We start from the raw sequence: 12,966 nt of genomic DNA on the forward strand, positions 1-12,966 counted from the left end.
ATTCCACCCCATTGCGGCGTCATCGGATCAGGAATTCGTGGCATGAAATTGGCGCGGCCATTAAACTGAGCCACGCTCATCTTCTCAGGACAGTTCGGCAGGAGCGTGCGATGCCATCGAAAACCGTTGGGCAGCGCCGTCGTCCGACACAGGAACGCGCCAAGGCGACCCGAGAACACATACTCGACACCGCCGCAGAGCTTTTCGGGGAGCGCGGTATCGCCAACACCTCGACGAACCGGATCGCGGCCGAGGCCGGGGTGAGCATCGGCACTGTCTATCGGTACTTCGCCGACCGCTCGGTCATCGTCGAAGAGCTGCTGCGGCGCCTGCTCGAAAACGTCGAAAGGCGCTTTACCGAGCGGATATTCGGGCTGTCGGACAAGCCGATCCTGGAGATGATCACGGGCATCCTGGAAGTCATCACCGACGAACTGGTGGTCAACGCCCGGCTGGTGCGGGCGCTGGTGGCCGGGGTCCAGTTCTACAGCAGCGGTATCCCCGAATTCGAGCCGCGGCTGCGGCTGCTGGTCAAGCTGCTGGTGATCCAGCTGCTCGGCCCCGGTGACGATCACGAGTACGACGTGATGACATTCGTGCTGATCAACACCGGTTTTGCCGCAGTGCTCCGTGCGTCGGCGCTGGAGGTCGACAGCCAGGAACGCAAAGAGGCGATCGAGATGACCGCGCGGATGATGACGGCCATGGCCGAGGCCGAGATCAAGGCCAAGGCGGCCTGACGTCGCCCTCGGCGGCTGTAAAAGTGAGTACCTCCCCAACTATTGGTGCGTGAGCGCTCCTCGGCGTCGATCGAGAATCAGCATTTTGCCTGATAGTCAACGGTATCTGCGGCCGTTGCAGATTGTTCAAAGAGGAGTAGAAGGTGAGCTACCGCTCGGCTTAACGTTTCCTGATACAGCAGACAGCCGGTAACAGCAAAGTTCTCGGCGCGGCAGTTGTTCACCCTGGTCGTAGCGACCGCGTGACTACGGTGACAAGGAGGTCATACGTGACGACCGAGAGTCTCGTCCGGCCCGAACGCAACGGGCTGGATCGGCCGATTTCGCCATCCGCACGCGATATCGACAGGTTGACCCGCGAGGTGATGGCACATCTCGCGGAGTCGGACGAACAGTGCGGCGCACTGCCGGGACAAACGCTGGTTCGCGATGTGAAGGCCGTGGTCCGGATCTGCCTCGGATGGTTGATCCACTGCGTTAACGGACATGTGCTGCCGACGAGCACCGACCGGCTGGCGATTGCGGCCGCCGGATGTACCCGGGAGGGGATCCCGGTCGATACCGTTCTGCATGCCGTTCACGAGGGCTTCAAAGTGGGGATGGATCTGATCTTCGCTCGTACGGGTCCGGCGGATGTCGTCGGCGTTGTCACGGGCACCGCCAGGGTGCTGGAGCTTTCGAAACTGATTACCGCCACCGTCAGCAAGGCCTACGTTCTCGAGCACAAAGCCGTCGCCGCCGCGCATCAGACCGCCGCGCAAAGCCTGACCTCGGCATTGCTCGCCGGTCATCTCGATTCCGCGGCGGCGCGGGAGAGCGGATTACCGATCGCCGAGGAGTACTCGGTGCTCGCCGTCGCGATTCCGGCGCATCCCGATGAGCGTCATCCGCGGCTCGACGGGCAGGTCGTCGCACGCCGTAAGCTCCGCCGCCTGCAGGCCGCACTCGCGACCATCTTCGGAGGCCATGCATTGTCACTGTTATCCGTAGACGGTGGAACGATTCTGCTCCCGTCGACCGTGCGGACCGATCCCGATCTCGACGACCTGGTGCAACGGATGTCCTCGGCCACGCAGGTGCCGCTCACCGTCGCCGTTGTCACCACCCGACCGGACGAGGTGCCCACCGCCGCGCGTCATGCCCACGAACTCCTCGACACCGTGCAACAACTCGAATTGGCACCCGGCGTATACAGATTCACCGAACTGGCACTGCAGTACCAACTGACTCGACCCGGAATAGGTCGCGATGCTCTCGCCACCCGACTCACCCCACTGGACGAATACCCGGACCTACTGGAAACCCTGCAGATCTATATCGACACCGGCCTGAGCCGAACGCGCGCGGCTCGGCAACTATGCGTCCATCCGAACACCGTCGACTACCGACTCCGCCGAATAGCCCATCTCACCGGCTGCGACCCAGCCGAACCCAGCGGACTCTGGTACCTGCGCTCCGCCATCGTCGCCCGCAGGGGCCACCCCGCACACCGTCCGACACGATCAACGGCCTGTTAGCCTTCGGCCTGTGACGTGGGACGGCTTGCGACCGCCGCCGAACTCGATCAGGTTCGGCGGCGGGTTCGTCCGATGCGGTTGCTGCGGGGCGGCAGGCTGCTGTGGTCCGATTTCAGTCACGTTCGTGATATCGCTTTCACGGACTTCCGGCTGGTGCGGTACCCGGTGATGATGTCGCGTCTGTGACAAGAAGATTCCGCAGAGCGGGGTCCTACGCCCGACGATCGGATCCACGTCGGGACAGCAGCGACTGCAGCACGACGAGCACGCCGCAGATGAGCACGAGCACGCCGATCACCCTCAGTCCGGCGTCCGCGCCCGAAACGAACGCTGCGACAACATCATTGGTGTGCCCGGATGCGAGAGCTCGCGCCACGGTGTGCGGATCGTGGTCGGCGCGGATGTCCGGCGGTAGTGCGGCGACGAATCGTGCGGTGAGCACCGTGCCGATGACCGCGACGCCGAGTGCGCTGCCGAACTCGCGGGTGGTGGCCTGCAATCCGGCTGCGACCCCGGCCTGCTCCGGCGGCAGCGACCCGGCGATCGCGCCGGACAATGTCGGAAGTGCGAGCGCCACTCCGACTCCCATCACTACGAGCCACGCGGCATATGCGATATACGGTGTCTGCGCATCGCTCGTGGACAGGCCGAGCAGTCCGCCTCCGACGAATACGAATGCGAGCGCGGCGGTGGCGTCGAGCCCGATTCGCGGTGAGAGTCGTCCGACATGTTTCGCGCCGAGGATGATCGGGACGGTGAGCGGAATGATCCCGAGGCCGGTCCGCAGCACGCCGAATCCCTTGCCGTACTGCAGGAATGATGCGTTGATGTAGAACAGCGCGAACATGCCGAAGAACACAGCCGTCATGCCGAGGCAGGCGCTGCGCAGGGCCGGGAGACGGAACAACCGCGGATCCAGCAGCGGATGTTCGACTTTCAGCTCGACTATCGTCCATACGGCGAACAGTGCTGCGGCACAGGCGAATCCGGAGAGGACGAGCGCACTGTACCAGCCCGACTCCGGACCTTGGACGATGCCGAGTAGCAGCGCGACCGACGCGCCGACGAGCAATACGGCCCCGAGCGGGTCGAGACGGCGGTCATGGCGCGGCGACACGGGCGCGATCCATCCCACAAGCACAGCGAGCAGCAGCGCGATCGGCACGGCGGCGGCGAACAACCAACGCCACGAGCCGCCCGAAAGGATCACCCCGCCACCGACATTGCCGACAACTCCACCGATGCCGGTCATCGACGCCCAGACCGCGATTGTCGCGCTGTTGCGCTCGGCGGGAACAGCGTGCAGCAGGACGGCAAGTGTGTTGGGCAGGACGGCAGCAGCACCGATACCCGTGACCGCACGCCCGGCGAGCAGCAGTGCCACATTCGGTGCCGCCGCCGAGATGAGCGCGCCCACCGCGAACAGCCCCAGTCCGCTGAGCAGAATCCCCTTGCGCCCGAAGCGATCTCCCGCCGCTCCGCCGGGTATCACCAGACAGGCGAAAACGATCACATAGGTGTCGACGATCCAGACCAGCGCGGACGCGGAGGGGTGCAGTGCGCTGGCGGCGAGCATCGGGACGGCGAGATTGATCGCGGCGACCATACCGACGACGAGCACGACGCAGGCGCAGACGACCGCGAGCAGTCCGCGCTGCGAGGCCGGACGCGATGGCAGGGCCGTAGCCTGATCCAGGACATTGAATTGCATGGCCACGACGGTATGGACGTGGGTGGTCTGTGTGCCACGCAACTTTCATAACTAATTATTGCGTATGATGCAACTGTGGTAGAGCAGCTCGATCTGAATCTCCTGCGCGTATTCGACGCCCTGCTCCAGGACGGCAGCGTCACGGGGGCGTCCGAGCGCCTACATCTGTCCATCCCGGCGACCAGCCGGGCCTTGGGACGGTTACGGCGGGCGATGGGCGATCCGATCCTGGTGCGTGCTGGTCGTGGGATGGCTCCGACACCGTTCGCGCTGCGCACCGCGCCACGGGTGCGGTCCCTGCTCGACGAAGCATCAGCACTGATCAGCGCCGATCGCCAGATCACGGTCGCAGAATTGCAGCGCACCTTCACAATTCGCATCAACGACGGTGTGGCCGCGACCCTGGCGGCAGTGGCGGTCGATGCCACCGCGGCAGTCGCCCCCGGCGTGACATTGCGCTTCGTCGCCGAGGGCAGCGAGAGCATCGAGGCGCTGCGTGATGGCTCGGTCGATCTGGATATCGGCGCGGGCGACATCGTCGCTCCCGACCTTCGGTCAGCTGTGCTGTATCGCGAACGAATAGTGGGCATCGTCCGTGCCGACAGCCCACTGGGCCGCCGCCCGACATTGCGGCAACTGTGCCGCCATCCCCACGTCTCGGCCTCCCGGCGCGGTCACGCTCGCGGGCCGCTCGACGATGCACTCGACGCTGCGGGCTTGCAACGCCACGTCGCTGCCGTCGTGCCCACTTCCGCTGTTGCCGCGCTCCTGGTCGCGTCCGGTCGGTATGTCGGGCTCGTCCCACAGCGTCTCGCCGAACAGTACGGCCAATCCCTCGGCCTTCGCGCGTTTCCGATCCCGGCACCCCTCCCGGAGGTCGAAGTGCGACTGCTCTGGCACGCACGCCTCGACGCCGATCCGGCGCAGCGCTGGCTGCGCGACACGATCCGCGACGCGCTCCGTCCGCCGGCCGAAGCTTTGGCTCCCATCGATTGATCAGTTTCGAAGAAGCCCCGTGCGGGACCGGCTCCATAGCATTGGAAACGTCCCCAAAGCGAGACGATCACGGAGGAAAAGACAATGAAGCAAGCGCAGAAGCCCACCAAGGCGACCACCGCGAAGAGCCGGGCCTCGGTCGGATTCTCCGAAGAAGAGCGGGCCGCGATGAAGGAGCACGCCCAGGAGTTGAAGACCGCCGCGCGCCGCGGCTCGCGGGCGGCCAAAGCGGACGGGGAAGCCGACGTGATCGCCAAGATCGCCGAGATGGCGGAACCGGATCGCACCATGGCCGAACGGATCCATGCCATTGTCAAGGCCAACGCACCAGCTCTTACACCGAAACTCTGGTACGGTATGCCCGCATATGCCATGGGCGGCAAGGTCGTCTGTTTCTTCCAAACCGCCGAGAAATTCAAGTCGCGGTACGCGACGTTCGGCTTCAACGACATCGCGAACCTCGATGAAGGCACCATGTGGCCGACCGCCTTCGCGCTGACGAAGTTGACGGCCGAGGATGAGGAACGGCTCGGCGCGCTCATTGAGAAGGCGGTCAGCTGAGGCGAGAGCGATAGTCAGTCACGCAAACTATGATGATCTTTCCGATCGGTAGGAGGTGTGCGGGTGGGTGCAGCACGGTCTGGGAATCATTGGGGTTGGTTGCGCAAGATCGGCGCTGTGCTGGCAGCCGCCGTTCTGCTGTCATCGATCGGTGCGGCGCAAGCCGGCGCCACACCGAAACTGCGCACCCCCGCGGGTGGTTACGAGGACCTGTTCGTGCCGTCGAGCATGGGACCGATCAAGGTCCAGGTGCAGTGGGCGGCCCGAGGCGGGAGCGCGGCCGTCTACGTGCTCGACGGTCTGCGCGCGCCCGCCGATCACAGTCAGTGGGTCAGCGATACCGACGCGCTACGCCAATTCGCAGGCGACAACGTCACTTTGGTGTTCCCGGTTGGCGGTCGCTCGAGCTTCTACACCGACTGGTACCGACCCAGCAGTACCAATGGTCAGCAGACGACGTACAAATGGGAAACATTCCTCACCCGGGAGTTGCCCGCATACCTGGCGGGGTACGGCGTTTCGCGAACCAACAACGCGATCGTCGGTGCCTCTATGGGCGGCAATGCCGCACTGATAATGGCGGGCCAGCATCGCGACCAATTCAAGTTCGCCGGATCATTTTCCGGCTTCGTGCACCCGACTTTTCCGCTCTGGAACGAAGCGATGCGCGCCGCCATGTGGGACGAGGGCAACTTCAATGTGGACGATATGTGGGGTCTGGCCGGTGACCCCGCCTGGAGCCGTAACGATGCCACCGTCCAGGCGGAATCGCTGCGCGGGCTGCCGGTCTACATCTGGACCGGCAATGGCCAGCCCGGTCCGCTCGACCTGCCGTACGGAATCGGCAACACGATGAACGGGATGGCTCTCGAAGCGATGACGTTGACCTCCGCCCAGATGCTGCGTGATCGAATGGCCGAGCTCGGCATTGCCGCGCGATTCGACGTCGTCAACGGCACGCACACCTGGCCCTATTGGCAGCAAGCGCTCGCGTCGGCGCGTCCGATGATTCTCGATGCCCTCGGCGCGCACTGAACTCAGGATTGGAAGATCGCCGATGTCACGGCCACATCGGCGTAGCTGTAATACCAGCCGTTCCACGTATCGGCGACAATCACCTGGATCGCATGGCCACGCGCCGGACCGTCGGTGATCAACCACAGGCCATTGCCGTACCCGGTCGCCGGGCTGATGCTGCCATCCGACCATGAGAACTGGGCCGAACTGGGCGTACCGGGCGCGTTCCACGGAATGGTCACGTCGAACTGTCCGGAATCGATACCCGGGAGCAACGAGCTGACGCATCCCCGCAGCGTGGCTGTACGCCGGATGTTCTGCCCCGCGCTACCGGTGCCGGGCACCAACCGGCCGGTCATCGAACTGCCCTGCCGACAACCACCGCTGCCGGCGCTCGGCGGGTCGGCCTGTACCTGGGCGGCCCACCCAGCACCGGCAGGGCGCACAGCACGGCCGCTACCAGCACGCTTCGACGAACAGACACCGCAGCACCTCCCTACGACGGGACAGTAATTCACGCGGCCGGTCGAGCTGGACGCCGATGAACATGCAACGCGAACCACTGCTGACTCGATCGGCAGTTTAGCCGTCACCAGGCCCCTGAACCTGATGGGTCACCCTGGCGGGATGGCGTGGCGTCCAGGACATCCGCGACGATGCCGACCACAAGTAGCCGCGCCGTAGCCGGCGGCAGCTCCATCAAGTCGTCTCCTGCAAGCCTCAGTGGACCAGGGCGGCGCGGTTTCGTGCGTACGCGATGACATCTTCCGCGTATGGGGACGCATCTCGTTCCGCGAAATGCATTCGGAGCCGGTCGAATGCGTCCTCCAGTTGTGGTCCCGGTCCCCGATCAGCGAGCAGGACAACGATCGCCTCCCAGGTGCCGGTGTGCGGTTCAGGGTGGGCGAGCAGCTCGTCGAGGTATCGATCCGGCTCCACCAGCCGTAATGCGTGGCGCGCGTAAGCGTGTACGCGCCGGGGGAGTTCGGTGCGGATGGTATCGATATCGGTTTGCAGCACATGACCGGGTTGTTCCGGGTCGAGCCCTATCGACCACGATGCGGTCAGTTCGTCGGGCAGGGTGTGGGTATTGATCAGGTCGGGGCCGGTGGCCTCTTCCAGTGGTGTGGGCGGCAGGCCCAGCTGTGCGTTGCGCCAATTGCGGTATTCCCACCAGGCGGTTGGGGTGGCACTCAGCTCCAAGCCGAATCCGAGCACCTGCTGTCCACTGGTCCACGTGCGGGAAACTCGGGTGCGGCCGACGGCGGCGACACCGCCTGGCTCGACCCGTATCCACCTGGGGTCAGAGCCATGAAAACCATACGGTTGCAACAGTTTTCCTGTTTCACGCAACAGGCGGCGCAGCGCCGACTCAGGTCTGACCATGCTCGCAGATTAACGGCGTGCTCCGACAGATCGCCGCCCACGGGGCAATGCCGACTTCCACATCGCCACCTCCTGGCCGGATGCCGATCACCGACTGGTCTTAGATTGATGTGACGCACGTCACGTTGTATCCATGTCATATTTCGGCGGTCCGCGGTGTCTTGTGGGCATGACTGAACACGACACGCTCCACAAGGTCGTCGTCATCGGCGGCGGTTACGCCGGGACACTCGCGGCCAACCATCTGCGGATGCGCACCGATGTCGACATCACGCTGGTAAATCCCCGCCCGAAGTTCGTCGATCGGGTTCGGCTGCACCAGTTCGCGGCCGGCACCGGCGACGCGACGATCGACTACGCCACGTTGCTCGGAACGGGCATCGAGTTGGTTGTCGACAGCGCCACGGGCATCGACACCGCTGCCCGCACAGTGCGACTGGCGTCGGGGCGCATGCTGGACTACGACTATGTCATCTACGCAGTCGGCAGCACCGCTGCGATACCGTCGGTGTCCGGCGCGGCCGAATTCGCTTTCCCCATCGCCGAATTCGAGTCCGCGCAGCGGCTGCGCGCCAAGCTGGACGAGTTGCCCCTCGATGCCGCCGTCACCGTGGTCGGCGGTGGACCGACCGGCATCGAGACGGCCGCCGAACTGGCCGCACAAGGACGCACGGTCACGCTGGCGTGTGGCGCAACGCTGATGCCGTCACTGAGTGCGCCGGGTCGCCGATATGTCGCCAAGTGGTTGTCGCGGCACGGCGTCGCCGTGCTCGAGGGCGATGTGGTGACCGAGGTCCGGCCGGATGCGGTCGTCTTCGCCGATGGTGGGGTGCGTCCGAGCGCACTCACCATCTGGACCACGGGATTCGGCGTGCCACAGTTGGCGGCCGCGAGCGGGCTGCGGACCGACGCGCTCGGCCGCCTGCTCACCGACGAAACGCTGACCAGCATCGACGACGACCGGATCATGGCGACCGGCGATGCCGCCGCACCGTCGGGCCAGCCGCTGCGGATGAGCTGCCAGGGCGCTGGGCCGCTCGGGGCGCAGGCCGCCGATACGGTATTGAGTCACATCGCGGGGACCGAACCCGCGGCAATCGACCTGGCCCTCACGGGGGCGTGCGTCAGCCTCGGTCGTCGCGTCGGCATCCGACAACTCGCCCGCAAAGACGACACCGCGGTGAACCTCTACATCGGCGGCCGCATGGGTGCGCGGATCAAGGAGATGACCTGCAAGGTCGCGGTGTGGAAGATCCGCCGTGAGGCCCGCAAGCCGGGTTCCCTGATCTGGCCCAAGGGCGGCCCGCGTCCCGAGCAGCCGACCTCCGCTGCGCCGGCGGTCACGTCCTCGTGACGACCGACGAGCACGCCGAGCGGTTCACCGTGCTGCGGCCGCTGCTGTTCACGATCGCCTACGAAATCCTCGGCTCGGCAACCGAATCCGATGACGTGCTGCAGGACAGTTATCTGCGGTGGGCCGAGGTGGACCTCGTGACGGTGCGCGACACCAAGTCGTATCTGGCGCAGTTGGTGACCCGTCAGGCCCTCAACGCCGTGCGGGCCGGCGCACGCCGTCGCGAGGACTACATCGGCCCGTGGCTGCCCGAGCCGCTGCTGCTCGATGAGCACGACGCGTCGGCCGACGTGGTGCTCGCCGAATCGGTGTCGATGGCGATGCTCGTGCTACTGGAAACACTCACTCCCGACGAGCGTGCCGTGTTCGTGCTGCGCGAGGTATTCGGCTTCGACTACGACGACATCGCAGCAGCGGTGGGCAAATCCGTGATGACGGTGCGCCAGGTCGCCCATCGCGCCCGGTCACACGTGCAGGCTCGGCGTAAACGCTTCGTGCCAGTCGACGCGGCGAAAATCGCAGAGATCACCGAGCAGTTCATGACAGCGGCGTCCACCGGTGACACGCAGGGGCTGCTCTCATTACTCGCTCCGGACGCCACCTGGACCGCCGACAGTGGCGGTAAGGCCGTCGCGACGCGGCGGCCGGTCGTGGGCGCGCAGAAGGTAGCCCGATGCCTCGTGGAACTGTTCCACAAGGCGAGCAGGACGCCGAACCTGGGCATCGAAATGCTCAACTGCAACCACACGCCCGCGATGGCCGTCTACCGCGACGACTACCTGGAAGGTGTCTTCCTGATGGAGATCGTCGACGGCAAGATCACCAACTTCTACGCCATCCGTAACCCGGACAAACTCGTTACGGTGGCGGTTCCGCGTCGGATCAGCCGATAGAGGTTCGAAAGCGGTTGACGGTAACAATTTTCGATACCGGCCGTCGCCGTCGAGCCCACACTATTCGGCGGGCGCGGATACCGAGTGACATTGGCTGCCAACTGATCTGCTGGTTCCGCTGACACGATCGGCGGGATTATGGTGTGTTCGAGCCGGTTTGGTGGCGCTCGGGTTTCCGTGTGTCGAAGGCTTGGGCGACGGCGAGGCTGTCTTCGTAGACGTGGTGGCGGGTGATGAGGCCGTTTTCGATGGTGAGGTGTAGCGCGAAACGGGAGCGGTAGGCGCGGCCGGTGGGTCGGGCAGTTTGGCGTATTTCACCGAGTACCACTGCATCTGGGCCGTCGACCAGAATGCGTTCGATCACGGTGCCGGCCTCTTCGGGCACGTGGTGGTGAGCGAGTTGGCGGTAATGCGCGGCCGCGTCGGCGCGGGTGGCGCGGTGGCGGATCCATGGGGTGGCGGGTCGGTCGTGCTCATTGTTCGGCCAATTGAGTTTCCAGTCGCTGACCGGGGCGTAGAGCGCGGCGGTGGCGTCCGGATCGCCCGCACCGATCCGGCGCAGCAATTCCTCGACGACGGTGCGGGTGTTGATCGTCCCGAGTTCGTTCATGGCTGCCACCATGCCCGCGCCGCTGCGCCGCGTCGATTACCTCCGACGTAATACCGTTCACCTGGCGTGCAGGAGTGACCGTCGGCGTGTGCATCGAGGTTCTTGCGCGCCCAAACGCGTTGCGGACCAAACGATCAGCGGCCGCTAAGTTGTCGTATTCGGCTTACCGCCGTCGGTGGGCTCGGTCGTCGGAGCGTTGACGAGGTCCGCGACCCGCGGGCTCGGCGGGGTATTCCGGTCGGCGCGTGAGCGGTCGCGGGCGTCCTTCCACAGGCTGTAGATCGCCACCACCGGCTTTGCCAGCGTCCACTCACCGAACCGATAATCCGCGCCCCGCACCAGACGCGCCCCCAGCTCCGGGCGCTGCTGGGCAAGGTATTGTCGCGCCTTCTCGGCGTGGAGGGGAATCGATACGATTTTGATCCGGTCGATGTCCTCCAGGTACGGGATCGCGAAACCGATGTTCTCCCATGTGGTCCGGCTCTGATCTTCCAAGACGAGCTCGCCGCGGTACCCGCAGGTCTCGGTGGCGTATCGAGCCATCAGTGCAGCCTCAGTTCGCGGACCCGCGCACGCCCCTCCACAGAGCACGAGACGAGTGCTGACCGCGGGGTCGATGGATCGCAGACCGGCCCGCACCCGCCACCGGTTCATGAGGTTCGCGCGTGTGCCCGCATTGCGATAGCCCAGGACAACGATGGCCTCGGAAGTGCCCGGGGCCGATCCCACGAGCCTGTGGGAAGCGCGCCAGTTCTCCCACTCGCCCCAGAGCAGCAAGAGCACGAGACCGGTCGTCGAAAGCCAAGTCCGTTTCCGCATGAGATTCAGCCAAGCACAAGCCTTTCGAAAGGCCGGTTCGCGACATGGCTTTTCACCGATATCTCGGCTGCATCCCCGAGGCGCGGTTCAGCGGCACATCTCGACCGCGTCGGCCTTGTTGTCCGCGCTGGATGGCAGGGTGCCGCGAGCGTTGTTCGGAACGGATGCGAGCAACTGCCAGTTTTCGCCCGTCCAGTTGTACACCGCGACGGTTACGCCGGTGCGGTTCCAGTACGAGGTCAGACGGTCGCCGACACCGCCATTGCCGATGTCGTGCAGAAAACAGTCCGCGCCATACTGAAAGAGCATCTCGCCCGTGCCATTCGCACCGTCCCAGCCGCAGAACTTTCCGCCCGGGCAGTCGTAGCTCGGTGTCGCCGATGCCGGAGCGGCCGAGATCATCGCGCCACCCGCGACTGTGCCGAGTGTCAGAGCGGCCGCGGCGAGCGGGACCAGACGGCGAACGGCGTTGGCGCGGTAGGTGATTTTCATGGTGGTGTCCTTCGTGAGAATCGGTGTCGGCCTTCTGACGGCTTGACACCAACTCTGTGCGGACTCACCAACGACCGACCAACGACGGACTAATCGGGCAGATCAGCGGGCTCACCACCAACTCGGACCGAGCCGATATTCCTGCTGTACACGGATTCAGACGTACCGGCGCGATTGCGTATCAACCGTTGGCTCACAGCGACGTCGCAGGATGTCCTGAGGTACTTCTACAATCCCGGCGTGACGCTTACCCTTGCCGACCTGGTCGGCTACATCGATCGCGATCTCGACACCGATCTGGCGCGGTGGTTTCCCGCCGCCGCACCCGTCCAGGTTCCCGAGCAGACCCGGCCGGTGGCACCGTTTCTCGCGCGCCTGGCTCCCGCGGACTCTGCGGCGCTGGCCGCGTTCGACCGCCGTGTGCGCTCAGGCATGCTGCCGCAGTTCTTGGACATCTTCGATTGGTCCTACGGATTCGATTTCGCCGGAAACGACTGCGGCATCGTTGATTCGGACTACACGACCGAGTTGACCGACGACGATGTGTACTCGATCGGTGCGGACGGCGGCGGCAATCTGTATGTCGTACTCACCAATGGTCAAGTGGCCGTGTGGTTCCACGAGGAAGAAGTGCTCGAAGGCGGCACCCGCTTCGACAATCTCGACGTCTTCCTCTGGTCGTTTGTGCGCTACCGCGCGGTACGCGCCGGGAAGCTCGCGCTCGCGGACGTTGAGCCGGACTTCCTGGCGCTCGGCCAGGACGGCGCGCTCGAGCCGCACCTCGGTCTGCTGGGTCTCATGAAGTAGGACGCCCTCAGGAGCACACGGCCAGGTCGTCGGTGAGGGATACCGAAGTGAGGATCAACCGCT

Annotated in this window: 14 protein-coding genes; 8 read left to right on the forward strand and 6 right to left on the reverse strand. The window is 65.0% G+C overall.

Annotated elements, in window-relative coordinates:
- Positions 1 to 11 precede the first annotated feature (11 nt).
- Together ACIBJI_RS14610 and ACIBJI_RS14615 are read left to right on the forward strand one after the other, a co-directional pair.
- Positions 12 to 740, forward strand: coding sequence for a TetR/AcrR family transcriptional regulator (locus tag ACIBJI_RS14610; protein WP_364350065.1), 729 nt, complete (start codon positions 12 to 14; stop codon positions 738 to 740).
- Positions 741 to 1,009: 269 nt separating this feature from the next.
- On the forward strand, positions 1,010 to 2,257 hold the full coding sequence (locus ACIBJI_RS14615) for a PucR family transcriptional regulator (RefSeq protein WP_397084483.1): 1,248 nt from the start codon (positions 1,010 to 1,012) through the stop codon (positions 2,255 to 2,257).
- A gap of 211 nt (positions 2,258 to 2,468) precedes the next feature.
- On the opposite strand, the gene ACIBJI_RS14620 is transcribed toward ACIBJI_RS14615, so the two are convergent.
- Positions 2,469 to 3,968, reverse strand: coding sequence for an MFS transporter (locus ACIBJI_RS14620; RefSeq protein ID WP_364350075.1), 1,500 nt, complete (start codon positions 3,966 to 3,968; stop codon positions 2,469 to 2,471).
- A 75-nt stretch (positions 3,969 to 4,043) separates the two neighbouring features.
- On the opposite strand from ACIBJI_RS14620, the gene ACIBJI_RS14625 reads away from it, so the two are divergent.
- The 3 genes from ACIBJI_RS14625 to ACIBJI_RS14635 all read left to right on the forward strand — a co-directional run bounded on the left by ACIBJI_RS14625 (position 4,044) and on the right by ACIBJI_RS14635 (position 6,560).
- A complete protein-coding gene (locus tag ACIBJI_RS14625; RefSeq protein ID WP_364350078.1) occupies positions 4,044 to 4,964 on the forward strand; it encodes a LysR family transcriptional regulator in 921 nt (306 codons plus the stop codon).
- Positions 4,965 to 5,048: 84 nt separating this feature from the next.
- On the forward strand, positions 5,049 to 5,525 hold the full coding sequence (locus tag ACIBJI_RS14630) for a DUF1801 domain-containing protein (protein WP_364350081.1): 477 nt from the start codon (positions 5,049 to 5,051) through the stop codon (positions 5,523 to 5,525).
- A gap of 63 nt (positions 5,526 to 5,588) precedes the next feature.
- Complete coding sequence (locus ACIBJI_RS14635) at positions 5,589 to 6,560, forward strand: alpha/beta hydrolase family protein (RefSeq protein WP_364350084.1); 972 nt, start codon at positions 5,589 to 5,591, stop codon at positions 6,558 to 6,560.
- A gap of 2 nt (positions 6,561 to 6,562) precedes the next feature.
- Here the strand turns inward: ACIBJI_RS14635 and ACIBJI_RS14640 are convergent, their stop codons facing one another.
- Together ACIBJI_RS14640 and ACIBJI_RS14645 are read right to left on the reverse strand one after the other, a co-directional pair.
- Positions 6,563 to 6,901 (reverse strand): hypothetical protein, encoded by a 339-nt coding sequence (locus tag ACIBJI_RS14640; RefSeq protein WP_397084486.1) that lies wholly within the window; start codon positions 6,899 to 6,901, stop codon positions 6,563 to 6,565.
- A gap of 361 nt (positions 6,902 to 7,262) precedes the next feature.
- Positions 7,263 to 7,928 carry a hypothetical protein gene (locus ACIBJI_RS14645; RefSeq protein WP_364350090.1) on the reverse strand — a complete coding sequence of 222 codons (666 nt, stop codon included), beginning with the start codon at positions 7,926 to 7,928 and terminating at the stop codon, positions 7,263 to 7,265.
- Positions 7,929 to 8,097: 169 nt separating this feature from the next.
- Between ACIBJI_RS14645 and ACIBJI_RS14650 the strand changes: the two genes are divergently transcribed.
- Positions 8,098 to 9,282 carry an FAD-dependent oxidoreductase gene (locus ACIBJI_RS14650; RefSeq protein ID WP_364350093.1) on the forward strand — a complete coding sequence of 395 codons (1,185 nt, stop codon included), beginning with the start codon at positions 8,098 to 8,100 and terminating at the stop codon, positions 9,280 to 9,282.
- A complete protein-coding gene (gene sigJ / locus ACIBJI_RS14655; RefSeq protein ID WP_364350096.1) occupies positions 9,279 to 10,175 on the forward strand; it encodes an RNA polymerase sigma factor SigJ in 897 nt (298 codons plus the stop codon). The genes ACIBJI_RS14650 and sigJ overlap by 4 nt, the downstream gene beginning before the upstream one ends.
- Positions 10,176 to 10,311: 136 nt before the next feature.
- Here the strand turns inward: sigJ and ACIBJI_RS14660 are convergent, their stop codons facing one another.
- The 3 genes from ACIBJI_RS14660 to ACIBJI_RS14670 form a co-directional block, all read right to left on the reverse strand.
- Positions 10,312 to 10,785, reverse strand: a complete 474-nt coding sequence (locus tag ACIBJI_RS14660; RefSeq protein ID WP_397084488.1) for a nuclear transport factor 2 family protein — start codon at positions 10,783 to 10,785, stop codon at positions 10,312 to 10,314.
- A 144-nt stretch (positions 10,786 to 10,929) separates the two neighbouring features.
- Positions 10,930 to 11,604 (reverse strand): YdcF family protein, encoded by a 675-nt coding sequence (locus tag ACIBJI_RS14665; protein ID WP_397084490.1) that lies wholly within the window; start codon positions 11,602 to 11,604, stop codon positions 10,930 to 10,932.
- Between the two features lie 87 nt (positions 11,605 to 11,691).
- Positions 11,692 to 12,096: a peptidase inhibitor family I36 protein gene (locus ACIBJI_RS14670; RefSeq protein WP_364350105.1), complete on the reverse strand. Its 405-nt coding sequence runs from the start codon at positions 12,094 to 12,096 to the stop codon at positions 11,692 to 11,694.
- Positions 12,097 to 12,336: 240 nt separating this feature from the next.
- On the opposite strand from ACIBJI_RS14670, the gene ACIBJI_RS14675 reads away from it, so the two are divergent.
- The gene (locus tag ACIBJI_RS14675; protein WP_364350108.1) at positions 12,337 to 12,903 is read left to right on the forward strand and encodes a hypothetical protein; all 567 of its coding nucleotides are present in this window, start codon (positions 12,337 to 12,339) and stop codon (positions 12,901 to 12,903) included.
- Positions 12,904 to 12,966 lie beyond the last annotated feature (63 nt).

This window comes from Nocardia sp. NPDC050408 (assembly GCF_044458905.1).
Classification (GTDB): domain Bacteria; phylum Actinomycetota; class Actinomycetes; order Mycobacteriales; family Mycobacteriaceae; genus Nocardia.

Excerpts from the sequence above, each read along its gene's own strand:
- ACIBJI_RS14660 (WP_397084488.1), bottom strand. The coding sequence starts at position 10,785 with ATGAACGAACTCGGGACGATCAACACCCGCACCGTCGTCGAGGAATTG.
- ACIBJI_RS14645 (WP_364350090.1), bottom strand. The coding sequence starts at position 7,928 with ATGGTCAGACCTGAGTCGGCGCTGCGCCGCCTGTTGCGTGAAACAGGA.
- ACIBJI_RS14640 (WP_397084486.1), bottom strand. The coding sequence starts at position 6,901 with ATGACCGGCCGGTTGGTGCCCGGCACCGGTAGCGCGGGGCAGAACATC.
- ACIBJI_RS14620 (WP_364350075.1), bottom strand. The coding sequence starts at position 3,968 with ATGCAATTCAATGTCCTGGATCAGGCTACGGCCCTGCCATCGCGTCCG.
- ACIBJI_RS14665 (WP_397084490.1), bottom strand. The coding sequence starts at position 11,604 with ATGCGGAAACGGACTTGGCTTTCGACGACCGGTCTCGTGCTCTTGCTG.
- ACIBJI_RS14670 (WP_364350105.1), bottom strand. The coding sequence starts at position 12,096 with ATGAAAATCACCTACCGCGCCAACGCCGTTCGCCGTCTGGTCCCGCTC.
- ACIBJI_RS14650 (WP_364350093.1), top strand. The coding sequence starts at position 8,098 with ATGACTGAACACGACACGCTCCACAAGGTCGTCGTCATCGGCGGCGGT.
- ACIBJI_RS14630 (WP_364350081.1), top strand. The coding sequence starts at position 5,049 with ATGAAGCAAGCGCAGAAGCCCACCAAGGCGACCACCGCGAAGAGCCGG.